The following is a 17,543-nucleotide window of genomic DNA, read 5'->3' as shown; positions in this document are numbered from 1 at the left end:
TTCCATGATTGATGAGGATGATCTGGCAGAGTTTGTTACGGAAACAAAGAAACAGGAAACAGAACAGCCAACAGTCATTACACCACAGCCGGAGACAAAACCTGCAGTTGAGGAAACGGAAAAGGAGCCGGAAAAAGAAAGTAAAGAGACTAATACCGGGGCGTTGCTTGCCATTGCGCTGCTTGCCGTAGCAGGATGCGGTGGTGTTTATTATTTTAAGGTTGTAAAGCCTAAAAAAGAGGAAGAGGATGCCGGAGATGAGGATTTGGAATTTTATGAAGGAGATTACATCAACGAAGATTCTGAAAACCACATGGACGAGGATGACACAGAAGAATAAAAAACAAAGTTAAGGATGGATAGGAAAAGGGCAGCCGAAAAGAAAACGGCTGTCCTTTTTTGGAAAGGAGAATGGAATGTATTTAGTGATTGGAGAGAAACCCAGTGTATCTCAGACATTGGCGAAAGTATTGGGAGCAGGAAAAAGACAGGATGGTTATCTGTCAGGTGCAGACTGTATCGTTAGCTGGTGTCTCGGACATCTGGCGGAATACGTGTCCCCGGAGGTATATGACAGCCGCTATGAGAAATGGGAGTTTTCACAGCTTCCTATTTTACCGGAACATTGGCAGCTTGCGGTGGCAAGGGATAAGAAAAAACAATTTGAGGTATTGAAAAAACTGCTGAACCGTCCGGATTTAGAGTATGTGGTGAATGCCTGTGATGCCGGAAGGGAAGGGGAACTGATTTTTAAGCGTGTTTATGACTTGTCCGGAAGCAGGCTTCCCGTAAAAAGACTGTGGATCAGTTCGATGGAGGATGGTGCAGTTCGTGACGGATTTGCTCATTTAAAGGACGGCAGGGAGTATGGGAATCTCTGTGAAGCTGCTGTGTGCAGGGCAAAGGCGGACTGGCTTATCGGCATGAATGCAACCAGAGCCTTTACAACGAAATATTATAAACGTCTGGTGATCGGAAGAGTCCAGACGCCAACGCTTGCCATGCTGGTGGAACGGCAGGAAAAAATAGATACTTTTGTAAAAGAACCTTTTTACAAAGTTACGCTTACAGGAGATGGATTTACTGCGGTATCTGAAAATTTTAAGGAAGAGACAGAAGCAAGGAGACTGGCAGAGAGCTGTCAGGGAGAAAAGGCGGTAATTGTAAAGGTAGAAAAGAAGCAGAAGAAAACGATGCCGCCGAAACTCTATGACCTTACGACATTACAGAGGGAGGCAAACCGATTCTTTGGGTACACAGCACAGGAAACATTACAGGAGCTTCAGGAACTTTATGAGGACAAGCTGGTAACTTATCCCCGTACAGACAGCCAGTATATTACGGAAGATATGGAACAGTCAACGATGGAACTCTTGGAGGTGCTGCCGGAGATACTGCCCTTTTTAGAGGGGAATATGGGATACGATGTAGGCAGAATTATCAATAATGACAAGGTTTCTGACCACCATGCACTGCTTCCTACAAAGGAATCGGTCAAAAAAGGATTCTCACAGCTTACGGAAAAACAGAGGAACCTATATTGTATGATCGGACAGCGTCTTGCTCAGGCAGTTTCCAAAGAATGTACATATGAAGAAACACAGATTACGGTACAGTGTGCGGGACATGAATTTATGGCAAAAGGAAAGCGTATGACAGAACCTGGATTTTGGAAAATTGCCACCGGGTTTAGGGCATCCCTGAAAAAATCAGGAGAGGAAGAAACGGATACAAATAAAGAGGAATTATTGGAAGAGAATCTACAGGAGGGGATGGAGTTTTCCCGTATACAGGCGGAGGCAGACAGACATTTTACATCACCTCCGAAAGCATTTACGGAAGATACTCTGTTAATGGCAATGGAGACTGCAGGAAACAAAGAGTTTGATGCAGAAACAGAGAAAAAAGGGCTTGGCACACCTGCCACAAGAGCTGCTGTTATCGAAAAGCTGGTGTCTTCCGGTTATGCCCTCCGCAAAGGAAAACAGATACTTCCAACAGTGGATGGAAAAGCATTGACGGCAGTGATTCCAACGTATCTGAAATCTGCCGCCATGACAGCAGAATGGGAGAACCGCCTGCTTTTGATAGAAAGAGGGCAGCTTGATGGCAAAGAGTTTCTGGAAGGGGTTACAGAACTTGTAAAAACTGTCATGGAGGGATGTAAAGAAATACCGGAGGAAGAACTGCAGCGATTCCATCCGAGGGAACAGATTGGCATCTGCCCGCTTTGCGGCAGCCCGGTATATGAGGGAAAACAGAATTTTTACTGTTCCAGCCGGGAGTGTTCCTTTGCCTTGTGGAAAGAAAACCATTATCTTTCCGGTATGAGAAAACAGCTTGACAAAAAGATGGCAGTGGAGCTTTTGACAGGTGGGCGTACCCATGCAGATGATTTTTATTCCCGTAAAACAGGAAAATTATTTTCTGCGGATTTATTGTTGGATACCAGTGAGGGAAGGGTGGCTTTCCAGATGGAGTTTCCTAAAAAAAGAGGCAGAAAATACAAAGGAAAAGTGTAAGCATGGAAATGGAATAGAAAAGAAAGAGGTGGATTATCATGGCAAGATTGCAGGAGATAAGGGGACTGGCGGAATACACGGCAAAGGATGTGAGCAGTTCACCGAAGGATTGGATGAAGTATCTGGATACGGCGGCAAAGCTGTACCGCTATCCGTTCTCGGATACACTTCTGATCCATGCCCAGCGTCCGGATGCAACCGCCTGTGTGTCACTGGAAGCATGGAATCAGAGGATGGGTCGATGGGTAAATCGTGGGGCGAAAGGAATCGCCCTGATAGATGACACAGGACCGAGACGGCAGCTTCGTTATGTATTTGATGTTTCAGACACACACATGGTAAAAGGCGGAAGGACACCGAATTTGTGGCAGCTCCAGAAAGAACAGGAGGAGGCGGTGCTAGACCATCTGGCAGATGCCTATGGGCTTGAAGGGGGAGATACGGAAAGCCTTTCCAATGCACTGATGGCAGTAGCTTCTTATATGGCAGAGGAGAATCTGGAGGAAGCGATGGAGGGGCTGCAGTATGAGATTGAGGACAGTTTCCTGTATGGACTGGACGAGGACAGTATCCGTGTCATGTTCCGGGAACTGTATTCAAACAGTGCTTTTTATATTTTATCACGCCGATGTGGTATTGACCCAATGGAATATCTGGAGGAGGAACATTTTTTCGGGATTACGGATTTTAACCGACTTTCGGTTTTATCATTTCTTGGAAATGCAGTCAGTCAGCTTGTGGAGCCTATACTTATGGATATTGGGAAAACCATACGAAAAATCCAAATGGAAGAACAGGAAAAAACGGTTGCAGATCAAAACTACATCGGCTATAATGAATTTAACACGTTAATTCGCAAAAGTAAGAGCAAAGGAGAGATAGAACATGGAACTGACCTATCACAGAAAGGGAGATTATCTGTTTCCGAACCTGATAATCAAAGAGGAGACAGTGGCAATCGGGAAATACGGGATGCTTCGGAAGACATTTCTGAAGGAACATCGGAAGAACTGGTATCAGAGTATGATGCTGACCGGGAAACTGGAGAATCATCTGGCACAGACCGAGAAGGCAGCGCAGGAGAGAATGGAAGTACTGATGAAAGGGCTGCTGGAACGTTATCCGGCTCCGGAGAAGGAGAGCGATCCGATGGCATGGACAGCCCATATGAACAGCCTGACAGCGATGGCGGAGGAGAGCATCTTGACGGAATTGGTATACAGTTAAGTGAAGAAACAACAGAACAGGATTTGAGTGAAGCAGAGGAGATAGAAGCCTCTGCTTTTTCTTTGCCTGCACTTCCGACTGCAAAGGAACAGATACGGGAGATTGAGGAACGTATGGCTGCATTATATGCCGGGGAGATTTCCATATCCCCGGATGTGGTGGATGAAGTGCTGCGTGTGGGCGGCAACCGGGAAGGAAGCCAGCTTCGTATCATCTATAATTTTATGATTGAGCAGACACCGGAGGAATATACAGAATTTGTACGCCGGGAATATGGAACAGGCGGAAAGGGACTTGTCATTGACGGTACAGAGTATTCCGTCTGGTTTGATGAGCTGGGAATGCAGGTTGCAGTGGGGCATACGGTAACGGACAGGATTTTGGATAAGGTATTTCTTTCATGGGAAGAGGTAAGCGGGCGTATCCACCAGCTTTTGCGTCAGGGGGAATACGCTCCCCAGGTGGTGCTGGATGCGGCACGTTTGAATGCTTTGGAAGAACATGCGACAGTATTGGCATACATGAAACACGATATGGCGGAAGGCGTAGCAGAGATTGTGTTTGGTGACACAGAGATTTTTCATCATGGATTCCCGGATACGGTAAAAAACCTCAGTGAACTGCTGGCACAGCCGGAATATCTGTCGGAAATAAACGAGCGCCTGGAGGGCGCAGCATTGGCCTATGCGGAGGACAAAGACATCATGCGTTTTCATTTCTACCGTCCGGATAAGGTATCGGCACAGTTTAAAAAATTTGCAAAAGAGGCAGTGCCATTTGGCGCAAGAGACGGATTTGCATGGGAGGAACATCCGCTGTTTATTACACAGGATGAGATAGATTCGTTTCTTGCCCGTGGCGGTTCCTATTCAGATGGAAGGTTGAGTACCTATGCTTTTTATCTCCAGAATAAAACGGAAAAGGAAATGGCAGATTTTTTAAAGGAACGGTACGGGACAGGCGGATGCAGTCATGCACTTGACGGTGCGGATGATTCTCATGCGGACTATAACGGAAAAGGATTAAAGCTGGCGAGGGGAAGTTTTGGAAACCCGGATACGCAGGTACTATTGAAATGGCCGCAGGTAGCGAAGAGGGTAACGTATCTGATTGAAAATGATAAATTTCTAAAAGCTGCAGATTATTCCAGAATGCCGGGATACGAACGGGAACAGATGGTAAACCGTATCCTTAGTTTTTATGCCCGTCTGCCAAAAGAAACAGAACGTCCGTTTACAGATGATTTTTTCCATGATGACGCAAGAATTGAACTGGCTGCAGCACTGGAAGATACGGAAACAGCAGCAGAATTAGTGGAAAAGATGGATGCCGCCCTTGCATCCTTACCACTGGATTTTGAAGGCTATGAAGCAAAGGTACAGTTCCTTGTGGACTTACATGGATATGTGGAGGGGACGTATACCATCTTCCCGGAACGTGTGCAGGAAACAGCGGTGGAAAATGGAAAGCAGTTGTCTTTGTTTGATTGGATGGAATCTGATATACAGGATAAAGAAGAAAAAAAAGAGCCATTAGAGAAAGAAGCAGAGCAGGAGAAAGTTGTACCGGAGACAGTAGAAGGGACAGAAAAAGCAGAGGAAATCCCATTTCAGGAGCCGACAAAACAGCAAAAGGCGGAAGCAGTGGAACATGCGGACACAGCACAGGAAACCATCAGACCGGAACTGATTAATTTCCGTATTACGGATGAACACTTGGGGGAAGGCGGACCGAAGCAGAAATTTCGTGCCAATATGGAAGCGGTGAAGTTACTGCATGAACTGGAACTTGAAAACCGTCTGGCAACTCCGCAGGAACAGGAAATTTTATCCCGTTATGTAGGATGGGGCGGACTTTCACAGGCGTTTGAGGAAGGAAACAATCAGTGGGCAGGGGAATTTACGGAATTATATTCAGAACTGTCTCCAGAAGAATACCGGGCGGCGAGGGCTTCTACCTTAAATGCTTTTTATACATCTCCGGTTGTGATCCATGCCATGTATGAAGCACTTTCCAATATGGGGCTGGAATCAGGAAACGTACTGGAACCATCCTGTGGTGTTGGAAATTTCATGGGACTTGTACCAAAGAGCATGGAAGATTTGAAAATGTATGGGGTGGAACTGGACAGCATTTCAGGGAGGATAGCAAAACAGCTTTACCAGAAAAATAATATTTCTGTGCAGGGATTTGAAACGGCGCAGTACCCAGACAGCTTCTTTGACTGTGTGATTGGCAATGTGCCATTTGGAAGCTATAAAGTAGCTGACCGAAAGTACGACCGCCACAATTTTATGATACACGATTATTTCATTGCAAAATCCCTTGACCTTGTTCGTCCGGGCGGTGTTGTGGCAGTGGTCACTTCCAGCGGCACACTGGATAAGCAGAACCCGGCTGTCCGTCAGTATATTGCCAATCGTGCTGACTTACTTGGAGCCATCCGTCTGCCGGATAATGCTTTCCGAAAGAATGCAGGGACAGATGTGGTGTCAGATATTTTGTTTCTCCAGAAAAGAGATTGTGCATCTTTGGAACAGCCGGAATGGGTACAGCTTGATACAACACCGGAAGGATATAGGATGAATGCCTACTTTGTCCGTCATCCGGAAATGGTGTTAGGGGAACTTTCTGTAGAAAGTACACAGTACGGAAAACAGGAAGTGACAGTAAAACCCATTGAAGGGATGGAACTTGCGGTACAGTTAAAAGAGGCGATAAGCCATATACAGGGAGAGATTACGGAGAATACACTGGACGATTTTGAACTGACAGAAACAGACCGTTCCATTCCGGCAGACCCGGCGGTAAGGAATTTCAGTTTTACAAATGTAGACGGGAAAGTATATTACCGGGAAAACTCAAAGATGAATCCGGTGGAACTGCCAGCTTTGACAGCGGAACGTGTACTTGGGATGATTGAGCTGAGAAATGTGACACAGGAACTTATCCAGTGTCAGATGGAGGATGGCAGTGATGAAGAGATAGCTCTTCTGCAGAAAAAATTGAATCAGCAGTATGACCGTTTTTCTTCCCGGTATGGGTTGATCAGCAGTACGGCAAACCGCAGGGCATTTTCGCAGGACAGCAGCTATTGTCTGCTGGCATCTCTGGAATATCTGGATGAGGAAGGAAAGCTGAAGCGTAAAGCAGATATTTTCAGCAAGCGTACCATCCGCAGGGCAGAACCAGTGACCAGTGTGGATACCGCCAGTGAAGCCCTTGCCGTATCCATCGGGGAACGTGCAAAAGTGGATTTGCCGTTTATGGCAGAATTATCGGGAAAAACAGAGGAACAAATCACGGAAGAACTGGCAGGCGCAATTTTCCGGAATCCACTGACAGACAAGTGGGAAACCTCGGATGAATATTTGTCCGGAAATGTACGTGAAAAGCTGGGGATTGCAGAGAGATTTGCCGAAAACCATCCGGAGTATGAAGGCAATGTGCAGTATCTTAAAAAAGTACAGCCGAAAGACCTGGATGCTTCGGAGATTGAAGTCCGCCTGGGGGCAACCTGGGTTGATACAGAGTATATAACACAGTTTATGGGGGAAACCTTTCATACACCGGGCTATTATCTGGGAAGCAAGATTGATGTCCGGTATGCAGCCGTTAATGGGCAGTGGAACATTACCGGGAAAAATATGGACAACAGGGGTAATGCCCTTGTGCAGTCTACTTATGGAACCCAGAGAGCAAATGCGTACCGTCTCTTAGAGGATGCCTTAAACCTGCGTGATACGAAAATCTACGATACCATTGAGGATGCGGACGGGGAACACAGGGTTTTGAATAAAAAGGAAACCATGCTGGCACAACAGAAACAGGAGATGATAAAGGAAGCCTTTAAAGAGTGGATTTTCCGTGACATAGACCGAAGAGAGGCATTATGCAAAAAGTATAATGAATTATTCAATAGCAGCCGTCCACGTGAATACGATGGAAGCCATATTCAGTTTACGGGTATGACACCGGAAATCACGCTGATGCCGCATCAGAAAAATGCGGTTGCCCACATCTTATATGGAAATAATACACTGCTTGCCCATTGTGTCGGTGCAGGAAAAACTTTCCAGATGATTGCGGCAGGTATGGAAAGCAGAAGGCTTGGATTATCCCAGAAAAATTTATATGTGGTGCCGAACCATCTGACAGAACAGTGGGGCAGTGATTTTTTGCGGCTCTATCCGGGGGCAAACGTCCTTGTTGCCACAAAGAAGGATTTTGAACCTGCCAACCGAAAGAAATTCTGTTCCCGGATTGCTACCGGGGATTATGATGCCATTATCATCGGGCACAGCCAGTTTGAACGTATTCCTCTTTCTGTAGAACGTCAGGCGGCAGCGATTGAGAAACAGATTCGTGATATTACTATGGCGATTGAGGATGCAGAAGGGCAGGAGGGAACCCGTTATACAGTCAAGCAGATGGAAAAGACAAGAAAATCCCTGCAGACAAGACTGGATAAATTAAATGACCAGACGAGGAAAGACGATGTGGTGACCTTTGAACAGCTTGGCGTAGACAGGCTCTTTGTGGATGAGAGCCATAATTATAAAAATTTGTTCCTCTACACAAAAATGAGGAACATTGCCGGAATCGCCCAGACGGACGCACAGAAAAGCTCCGATATGTTTATGAAATGCCAGTATTTAGATGAACTGACCGGAGGAAAAGGAGTTACCTTTGCAACGGGGACCCCAGTGTCCAATAGTATGGTTGAACTCTACACCATCATGCGGTATTTACAATATGATACAATCCAGAAAATGGGCCTCGGACATTTTGATTCCTGGGCGGCGGCTTTTGGGGAGACGGTTACGGCGATTGAACTTTCGCCGGAGGGCTATACTTTAGTAGGACGATAAATAATGCGTTCCTAAATTGAAAATAGGCTATCAAAATCGGTCTTGGAACTTCAAAAAAATATTTTGATTTTCTTGAAAAACAGTTCCGCTTTGTATCCCTATTTTCTCCTATTGGTAGAGGGAGTAATACTTTTAATACCAAAACAGATTACATAAGGAAAGGAGGATAAGAGAATGTCAAGGACTTCAAAGATTACAGCACTCTATGAGCGTTTATCAAGAGATGATGACCTTAATGGTGAGTCAAATTCAATAACCAACCAAAAGCAATACTTGGAAGATTACGCCCGAAGAAATGGCTTCACGAATACTCGCCATTTTACTGACGATGGTTTTTCGGGTGTGAATTTCAATCGTCCGAGTTTTCAGGAGTTGATTAAGGAAGTAGAAGCAGGAAATGTCGCAACGATAATCGTTAAGGATATGAGCCGATTAGGGCGAAACTATCTGCAAGTCGGCTTTTATACGGAAGTTCTGTTCCCACAGAAAGATGTCCGTTTTCTTGCGATAAACAACAGTATCGACAGCAACAATGCTTCGGATAATGACTTTGCCCCGTTTTTGAATATAATGAACGAATGGTACGCAAAAGACACAAGCAATAAAATCAAGGCTGTGTTTGATGCCCGTATGAAAGACGGAAAGCGTTGCAGCGGTTCAATTCCCTATGGATATAACCGATTAGCAACCGACAAACAAACGCTTGTCGTTGATCCTGTGGCTTCTGAGGTGGTAAAGCGTATCTTTCTGCTTGCCAACGAGGGCAAAAGTCCGAGAACGATTGCTGAATTGCTTACCGAAGAAAAGGTTTTAATTCCGGCAGCACACGCAAAGGAATATCACCCCGAGCAGTATAACGGAATGAAGTTTTCAGACCCGTATCTTTGGGGAATGTCAACCATAAGAGGGATTTTAAGCAGACAGGAATATCTCGGTCATACCGTTTTGCGTAAATCGGTCAGTACGAATTTCAAACTGCACAAAAGGAAGAATACCGATGAAGATGAACAGTATGTATTTTATAATACACACGAGTCTATCATCTCGCAGGAACTTTGGGACAGCGTTCAGAAGCGAAAGAAACGAGCGAACAGGACAGCAGCCAAAGGTACGCATAGCAACCGTTTAAGCGGTTATCTGTACTGTGCGGATTGTGGCAGAAGAATGACCCTGCAAACGCATTACAGTAAAAAAGACCGTTCGGTGCAGTATTCTTACCGTTGCGGTGGGTATGCAAGCAAAGTAAACTCCTGCTCTGCCCATTCAATTAGTGCTGATAATGTTGAAGCCTTGATATTATCGGCTGTCAAACGATTATCAAGATTTGTTCTGAATGATGAGGAAGCCTTTGCAAAGGAACTTCAAGCACTTTGGAATGAAAAGCAGACAGAAAAGCCGAAGCAGAATAAATCGGAATTGCACCGTTTTCAGAAGCGATACGACGAACTTTCTAAACTTATTCGTGGCTTGTATGAAAATCTTGTTTCGGGATTACTGCCCGAAAGGCAGTATAAGCAACTGATGAAGCAGTATGATGATGAGCAGGCAGAACTGGAAACGAAGATTGAGGAAATGCAACAGGAACTGACCGAAGAAAAGACAAATACGGTTGATATTAAGCATTTCATTTCCTTGATACGCAAGTGCAAAGAGCCGACAGAAATATCCGATTTGATGTTTGCCGAACTCATTGACAAGATTGTGGTTTATGAAGCAGAGGGAGTGGGAAAAGCAAGGACACAAAAGGTTGATATTTATTTCAACTATGTCGGGCAGGTCGATATTGCCTATACGGAAGAAGAACTTGCTGAAATAAAGGCACAGGAAGAACAGATAGAAGCGGAACGATTGGCAAAACAGCGTGAGCGTGAAAAAGCCTACCGAGAGAAGCGAAAGGCGAAAAAACTCGCTGAAAACGGTGGAGAAATCGTCAAAACAAAGATATGTCCTCACTGTCAAAAAGAGTTTGAGCCTACAAGTAACAGACAGATTTTCTGTTCAAAAGATTGTTGCTATCAGGCAAGGCAGGATAAGACAAAAGCCGACAGAGAAGCAGAAAAAGGAAATCATTATTATCGTCAGCGTGTCTGTGCTGTGTGTGGCAGTACCTACTGGCCTACACACAGTCAGCAGAAATTCTGTTCCGAAGAATGTCAAAAACAAAATCACAACGAGAAATCTTTGGAATTTTACCACAAGAAGCAAAAGGAGAAATCAGGATGCAACGATTTATTACAGACGAAAGAACTGGTATCCAGTACGAACTCATCGGAGATTACTACTATCCCTGCTTGACGATAGAAAACGGAGAAACGCCTACGCTCACAAAATACGGAAGAATGAGGGAAAGATATTTGAGGGAGCATAGAAAAGTCTTATATTGCAATCTGCTTACAAGCGGAAAGTTATATGAACACCTTGCTGAAATTGATACTTCGGCGTGTGATATGGCGGAGTATCTGATAAAGGAAATGGCAAGAAAGCAGGGTGTGACGGAAGAACTGAAAGGAAAGGATATGATGAAATGGATAGGATTGATGAACAATATCCGAGCCTGTGTTGATGAGATTGTACTGAATGACATTGTGTATTCTTAACAGGATACCAGCCGAAAGAGAACTGCTGTCTTAATTGATGGCAGTTCTCTTTTTCGGGAAGTATTCAAGAAGTCATTAAGTTGTGAGTGTAATGGAAGTGGCGGAAAAGTATAACGCAAACAGGTATAAACCTCGTATCTGATATGCCATTCCCTTATATCTGGTTGTAACTTTTGTATGAACGCTATTGACAAGAAAACTTGGTATGAGTATAATTAAGGTGTGCAAAGAAAACTTGGAACGGAGGTATTCTTATGAAAAAGGAAGAAATCTTAAACGCAAGTAGAAAAGAACATCAAAATAAAGACTTGGCTGAAATGGAAATGATATATCGAGCAGGAAGTCACGCAAGTAGAGTGGGGGCTTTAGTGTGCTGTCTACTTTCTTTATTATCTTCTATGATTGCCCATACAATGATTTACAGTCCGTGGGTTATATATTTTAGTATTATTACGACACAATGGTTAGTTCGCTTTATCAAAATGAAACGAAGGAGTGATTTGCTATTGACCATTATGTTTTTCATTCTTTCCGTTTTGGCATTTGTTGGATTTGTTCGCCAAATTTTAGAGGTGAGCATATGAAAGAGCAATTACATTTGAAAAATCACTTAAAGGAAGTTCGTACAGCGGCAAATCTTTCTCAAACCCAGCTTGCAGAAATGGTAGGAGTTTCAAGAAATACCATTAGTTCTATTGAAACTGGACAGTTCAACCCAACAGCAAAGTTGGCATTGATTTTATGTATTGCTTTAGACAAGAAATTTGAAGAACTGTTCTATTTTTAGGAGGTAGTTATGGAGAACATTATGTTGTTGATTTTAGGAGTGGTCATATCTGTTATGGGAATTGTAAATATCAAAGGCAATATCAGTACAATTCATTCTTACAATAGGCGAAAAGTAAAAGAAGAAGATATACCAAAGTATGGAAAAGCCGTTGGAACAGGAACACTGATTATCGGAATATCTTTGGTGTTAGGTTTTATAGTTTCATTTTGGAGTGAAGAGATTATGGGATTTATTATTCTTCCAGCAGTTATTGTCGGATTAGGCTTTATGTTGTATGGACAAATTAAATACAATAAAGGGATTTTTTAAGCAAAGGAAACTTTGAATTATCCGAATTTCTTAATACATTTTTGAACTGAAAAACTTGATTGAAACCGTTGGTTGACACATTTCCAGGCATAGGTGGTGGTAATGCAACTATAAAAAATGCTATGATTTTGTCAAAAGGAAAGGAGAACTGACAATGAATATAGCAGATAGAATACAATATTTACGAAAACAAAAAGGATATTCGCAGGAGGAACTTGCTGATAAGGTTGGTGTATCAAGACAGGCTGTATCAAAATGGGAAAGTGAACAAAGCACACCCGATTTAGAAAAAGTAATCGTTATGAGTGAACTTTTTGAAGTCACAACCGATTATATTCTTAAAGGAATAGAACCAGTATCAACAACGAATAGAAAGACTGTTAAGGCATTGTACTTAGGATCCGTTTTAATATTTGCAACCATAGCAGGAATATGGTCTTTTGCTGCAAACCGATTTAATTATGATGAAATTCTTATGATTATTTTAGCAGGCGGTGTAGTTGGTTTAGGAATGGCTCTAATTGTTCAGGTAATCGGCAGTATAGTTTCAAATAAGAAACAATAAGAAAAGTGAAATTCCAATTTTACGCAGAAAATCAACAATTTATTCGCACACAGAAAAATATATCTGACAGAAAACATCGTAGAAATACGGTGTTTTTTGTTACCCAAAACCCCACAATTTCATACATAACCACAGGTTAGTACAAATACCTTGCGTGATTTTTTGATAGGCTTAGCAAGGGTTTTTTACCCGATTTTCGCCCCCGAGAAATGACAGAAACAAGGCAGTAAGTATCTTCCCTGTGGTTTTTTGTTTTCAGGCGGAAAGGAGGATTGATATGCCGAAAATGAGTAGGAAACGGAAACAAGAGTGGGCGTTGTTTCTGAATGAAAGAAATCGCATTACCTACAACGAACTTTGCAGAAAATGCAGTAATGACTGCAAGCAGAGTTTCCGCTGTATCGTAGTGCATTGCCCTAAATATTTATCAAAAAGGAGAACAAAGAATAATGATGAAAATGGAAAATGAAATGAATGTAAATGTACCTCTTGAAGTTATCAAGGCAAGTGAAATCGAACCGAAAGAAGTGAAATGGTTGTGGTATCCGTATATTCCATTCGGCAAGGTTACGCTGTTGCAGGGCGATCCGGGCGATGGAAAAAGCAAGTTAATGCTTTCCATTGCCGCCCTGCTTTCAAAGGGAGAAGCCTTACCCTTTACCGATGAAGAAACAGAGCCTATGACAGTCATCTATCAGACAACGGAAGATGATGCAGACGATACGGTAGTCCCCCGTTTTAACTCTGCCGGTGGGAACGGAGAAAATCTTATCTTCATCAAAGAAGATGAAAAATCTTTATCTTTCGGGGATAACCGTATTGCTGAAGCAATCGAAAAGTACCACGCAAGACTTTTAATTCTTGACCCGATGAGTTCCTATATCGGAGAGAACTGCTCAATGAACAATGCCAACGAAACACGAGCAGAGTTTAATCATCTGATTGCGGTTGCGAAGAATACTGGCTGTGCCATTGTGATTATCGCCCATATGAACAAGATGAGAGATACCAACCCACTTTATCGCACCAACGGTTCGATTGATATTGCGGGTGCTGCAAGAAGTATTCTTGCAATCACACGCACACCGAACAAGGAAGTACCTGCGGAAAGATATATGGTGCAGGTGAAATCAAACCTTGCCCCGACAGGCTCGGCAATTCTTTTTGAGGTGGCAGAAAAAGGAGTGGACTTTATTTCTGAAATGGAAATGACAGCAGAAGAAGCGTTCCAGTCCCTCGCCCCTAAAATGGGCAGACCGAGCGATAAGGAAATCAAAGCAACTGATTTTATCTTGGAAATGCTGAAAGACGGAGAAATGCTTTCTTCGGATTGCGAAGAAAGACTTGAAGCCGCAGGGTTCAAGAAATCGACCATTAAAAAGGCAAAGAAGAAAGCAGGAGTTATCTCCCGAAAACGAGGCTTTCTGTGGTACTGGTCTTTGCCGATGGGCGATATACCGAGAGAATAAATGCAGGCTGTCTGATGGGAGGACAGTCTGTTTTTATGATGGAGGTATCAAAAGGAGGTCAAGGGGGAACTCCCTTGCCCACGACATCTTTGCAGACGAAGTCTGAAAGTGTCATAGTGGGTTACACACATTCAAAGAATGTTGTGTAATGGCTTCGCCCTGCCGAGAAAGGAGAACGAAAATGGCAAAAACCAACAAGGCAGATATGAGTTGTGCAAGGGTAAAACAGTACACCGCTTCTGATGTGAGCAAGGCGGAAAGGCACAACGAACGCAAGAATGAAACCTACGAAAATATGAATGTAATTGTAGAGCGAATACCCTTTAATGTGCATTTCAAAAAGCCGACTGCCCCGACCTATATGGAACAGTTAAAGCAGATGGAAACAGACGGTATGGTATCGCTTCGAGGGTTGAGGAAAGACGCAACGCTGTTTGATGAGATTGTGATTGATGTGAACACGATGTACTTCGAGCGTAACGGTGGTTATGAATACGCAAAGCAGTTTTATGAAGAAGCCTATCATTTCATTGAAGAAAAATTCGGTGCTGATAATGTAATATCGGCAGTAATGCACGCTGATGAAATCAATGTAGCCGCAACCGAGGAACTTGGGAAAGAGGTTTACCATTATCATCTTCACGCTATGGTTCTGCCTGTGGTGGAGAAAGAAATCCTGTGGAGCAAGCGTTGCAAAGACGAAAAACTGCGTGGAACAGTCAAGGAAGTGGTCAATCAGATTAGCCACTCAAAGAAATGGAAATCGGATATTCCGCTGACCGATGAAAAAGGAAATCCGCTTCTTAGGAAGAACGGAAAGCCGATGTTTAGAGCTTCGTACAGCATACTGCAAGACGAATTGTTTCACTATATGACGGAACAGGGATTCAAAGGCTTTCAGCGTGGCGAATACGGAAGTACAGTAGAGCATTTAACTTCCCTGCAATATCAAATCAAACAGGATAAAGAGCGATTGGAGAAGTTGCAGAAGCGTATTCAAAAGGAACAAGTCAAGTATGAGCCTGCCCGTCATATCTCCAAAACCTTAAATGAGATTGACAGTATGGGGCAGAAAACAATCACAGGTAAAATGGCAATCTCCAAAGAGGACTATTCCCAACTGACTGCCCTTGCCAAAGAGGGGATTACCAGTCGTGCGGAAATCAAAAAATTTGAGCAGAGTGCCACTTATTACCGACAGAAATATATGGACAGTGCAAACGCATTGGAACGAATGAAAACCAAATACAACGAACTGAAAGAAAAGTGCAGACCTTTTCTTGAAGCGTTAGAGCATTTCCCCGAAGTTGCCAAACTTTTTACCGAAAAAGTAAGGCAACTTTTTTCTTTGCGAGAAGCACAGTTACAAGCCGAAAAAGAAGCAAGGGAAAAAGCAAGACAGGAGCGTATCAAGGAACGCAGAAACAAGCGTGGTATGGAAAGATAACCATTTCCATTATACTCACGACTTAATGACTTCTTGATATGTTCCGATGAAACAGATGTATTTGTGGGGTGTTCCAAAGGGAATGCCCCACAGTCAATTTTGGAAAAGGAGAAACGGATTATATGAAAGAAAACACTTTATCTTATACAACACGAATAGGAAAAACAACCTTTATTGTCAATGTAAAGCAATCGGAAAATGCAAAGAAGCCCTTGAATACGGTGTTTCAAGAAATATGCCGACACGAGATGTTAGGAGATTTTTCAGCGGATAAATATTTGAATTTAGAAAACTTACAAAAATCATCTTGACAAACTCGTTCCCGAAGGGACGGGCTATCGTGCGAAAACACGGTTTGCCCGGTTTTTTAATCTTCCGGAATTGATTTCTCTTTTTAAAGAAAGTGCAGATATCCAGACTGCGGATATGCTGAATCTGCCTGTACCAGAAGCGGAATATATCAATGAGGTGCTAAAACCCAGCGAGATACAGCAGGATATGGTCAGTGCATTTGCCGACAGGGCAGAGGCGGTTAGAAGCGGTTTGGTAGAGCCAACAGTGGATAACATGCTGAAAATTACCAATGATGGAAGAAAGTGTGCGTTAGACCAGCGGCTGTTAAACGACATGCTGCCGGATGAAGCGGACAGCAAGGTAAACCGTTGCGCAAAAAATGCATATGACATATGGGAAGAAACGGCAGAAAAGAAATCAACGCAGCTTATCTTTTGCGATTTGTCCACGCCGAAGAATGACGGGACATTCAATGTATATGATGACATTCGTGAAAAACTGGTGGAAAAAGGAATACCGAGGGAGGAAATTGCATTTATCCATGAAGCGGGCACAGAAGCAAAAAAAGCGGAATTGTTTGCAAAGGTACGTGCCGGACAGGTGCGTATCCTGCTTGGTTCCACGCCGAAATTAGGAGCAGGGACGAATATACAGGACAGGCTTATTGCCCTGCATCATTTAGACTGCCCCTGGAAACCTTCGGATGTAGGACGGATTTTGCGGACATTCAAAATAAAAAAGAATGTGGAGGTAACAGACAATGGCAAAATCATTATTTGAGGAACTGGGCGGCAAATACGAAAGGCAAGGGGATTATTTGATACCGTGCTTAACTGTACCCGCCGAAGAAGAACAGGCAATAGGCATCTGGGGGCAACGGCATTTAGATTATCTAAAACAGTACCGTAAAGTTACATACACCAATCTTCTTACAAGCGGCAGGCTAAACGCCTACCTTGCCGACATCAACAGACAGGCACAGGAACGCTTTGAAAGGCTCATAGAGGGTATGAAACAGGCACAGGGCATAACGGAACAGCTAAAGGCAGAAAACGCCTTAGAATGGACAGGATGCCTCAATAACATAAGGGCTTGTGCGAGGGAGATTGTGGAAAAGGAAATTATTTTTGCATAAACAGATGATTAGTGGCAGGGGGAAATCCTGCCGCTTTTTCTGCTTTAGTTTGTCAGCTTGACAAATAAAGGGTTAAGGAATATAATTAGATTCAGTATTATACAAGGAGTTAATAAATATGCGGCAAGGTATTCTTAAATAAACTGTCAATTTGATAGTGGGAACAAAAAGTAGCAGTCCCGTTTCACTTTTAATATGGGGCTTAGTTTTTTGTACCCAGTTTAAGAATACTTTTATCATGTAATTTTATATGCCCGAAAACATATAAGTGTTTTGGGGCTATTGGAGTTATTTACCCAGTGATAGGAGTATTTATC

At 43.3% G+C, this 17,543-nt stretch carries 12 protein-coding genes and 3 pseudogenes; all 15 read left to right on the top strand.

All coding sequences use genetic code 11. The annotated features are described in order from the left end of the window. A partial coding sequence (locus AB5706_RS17800) for a CD1107 family mobile element protein (protein ID WP_368366234.1) occupies window positions 1–340 on the top strand: 340 nt, incomplete at its 5' end. 76 nt (window positions 341–416) lie between these two features. After that, window positions 417–2,522 carry a type IA DNA topoisomerase gene (locus AB5706_RS17795; protein WP_158422708.1) on the top strand — a complete coding sequence of 702 codons (2,106 nt, stop codon included), beginning with the start codon at window positions 417–419 and terminating at the stop codon, window positions 2,520–2,522. Between the two features lie 38 nt (window positions 2,523–2,560). After that, window positions 2,561–8,599 (top strand): annotated as a pseudogene (locus AB5706_RS17785) (DEAD/DEAH box helicase family protein); the annotation flags it as partial. Window positions 8,600–8,794: 195 nt separating this feature from the next. Then, window positions 8,795–10,915 (top strand): recombinase family protein, encoded by a 2,121-nt coding sequence (locus AB5706_RS17780; RefSeq protein ID WP_368366232.1) that lies wholly within the window; start codon window positions 8,795–8,797, stop codon window positions 10,913–10,915. Then, window positions 10,840–11,217 (top strand): TnpV protein, encoded by a 378-nt coding sequence (locus tag AB5706_RS17775; protein ID WP_161276676.1) that lies wholly within the window; start codon window positions 10,840–10,842, stop codon window positions 11,215–11,217. Before AB5706_RS17780 ends, AB5706_RS17775 begins: the two co-directional genes overlap by 76 nt. A gap of 254 nt (window positions 11,218–11,471) precedes the next feature. Beyond that, window positions 11,472–11,801: a DUF6442 family protein gene (locus AB5706_RS17770; protein ID WP_161276677.1), complete on the top strand. Its 330-nt coding sequence runs from the start codon at window positions 11,472–11,474 to the stop codon at window positions 11,799–11,801. Beyond that, window positions 11,798–12,004 (top strand): helix-turn-helix transcriptional regulator, encoded by a 207-nt coding sequence (locus AB5706_RS17765; RefSeq protein ID WP_015533646.1) that lies wholly within the window; start codon window positions 11,798–11,800, stop codon window positions 12,002–12,004. Before AB5706_RS17770 ends, AB5706_RS17765 begins: the two co-directional genes overlap by 4 nt. A 9-nt stretch (window positions 12,005–12,013) precedes the next feature. Next, the gene (locus AB5706_RS17760) at window positions 12,014–12,316 is read left to right on the top strand and encodes a hypothetical protein (RefSeq protein ID WP_161276678.1); all 303 of its coding nucleotides are present in this window, start codon (window positions 12,014–12,016) and stop codon (window positions 12,314–12,316) included. 154 nt (window positions 12,317–12,470) lie between these two features. After that, window positions 12,471–12,675: pseudogene (locus AB5706_RS17755) on the top strand (helix-turn-helix domain-containing protein); the annotation flags it as partial. 483 nt (window positions 12,676–13,158) lie between these two features. Next, window positions 13,159–13,350 carry a hypothetical protein gene (locus tag AB5706_RS17750; RefSeq protein WP_161276680.1) on the top strand — a complete coding sequence of 64 codons (192 nt, stop codon included), beginning with the start codon at window positions 13,159–13,161 and terminating at the stop codon, window positions 13,348–13,350. Further along, window positions 13,331–14,350 carry an AAA family ATPase gene (locus AB5706_RS17745; RefSeq protein ID WP_368366231.1) on the top strand — a complete coding sequence of 340 codons (1,020 nt, stop codon included), beginning with the start codon at window positions 13,331–13,333 and terminating at the stop codon, window positions 14,348–14,350. Before AB5706_RS17750 ends, AB5706_RS17745 begins: the two co-directional genes overlap by 20 nt. Before the next feature lie 181 nt (window positions 14,351–14,531). Beyond that, window positions 14,532–15,797, top strand: coding sequence for a plasmid recombination protein (locus tag AB5706_RS17740; RefSeq protein WP_368366230.1), 1,266 nt, complete (start codon window positions 14,532–14,534; stop codon window positions 15,795–15,797). 122 nt (window positions 15,798–15,919) lie between these two features. Then, the gene (locus tag AB5706_RS17735; RefSeq protein WP_161276683.1) at window positions 15,920–16,108 is read left to right on the top strand and encodes a transposase; all 189 of its coding nucleotides are present in this window, start codon (window positions 15,920–15,922) and stop codon (window positions 16,106–16,108) included. 1 nt (window position 16,109) lies between these two features. After that, window positions 16,110–16,871 (top strand): annotated as a pseudogene (locus AB5706_RS17730) (DNA methylase); the annotation flags it as partial. Then, on the top strand, window positions 16,852–17,226 hold the full coding sequence (locus AB5706_RS17725; RefSeq protein WP_001129922.1) for a TnpV protein: 375 nt from the start codon (window positions 16,852–16,854) through the stop codon (window positions 17,224–17,226). The pseudogene AB5706_RS17730 and the gene AB5706_RS17725, both read left to right, overlap by 20 nt. Window positions 17,227–17,543 lie beyond the last annotated feature (317 nt).

The sequence above is a fragment of the Ruminococcus sp. RTP21484sp1_RTP21277st1_D2_RTP21277_210401 genome (genome assembly GCF_040924225.1).
GTDB lineage: Bacteria > Bacillota > Clostridia > Lachnospirales > Lachnospiraceae > Blautia_A > Blautia_A faecis.
This window is presented reverse-complemented; position numbering and strand designations above follow the sequence as displayed.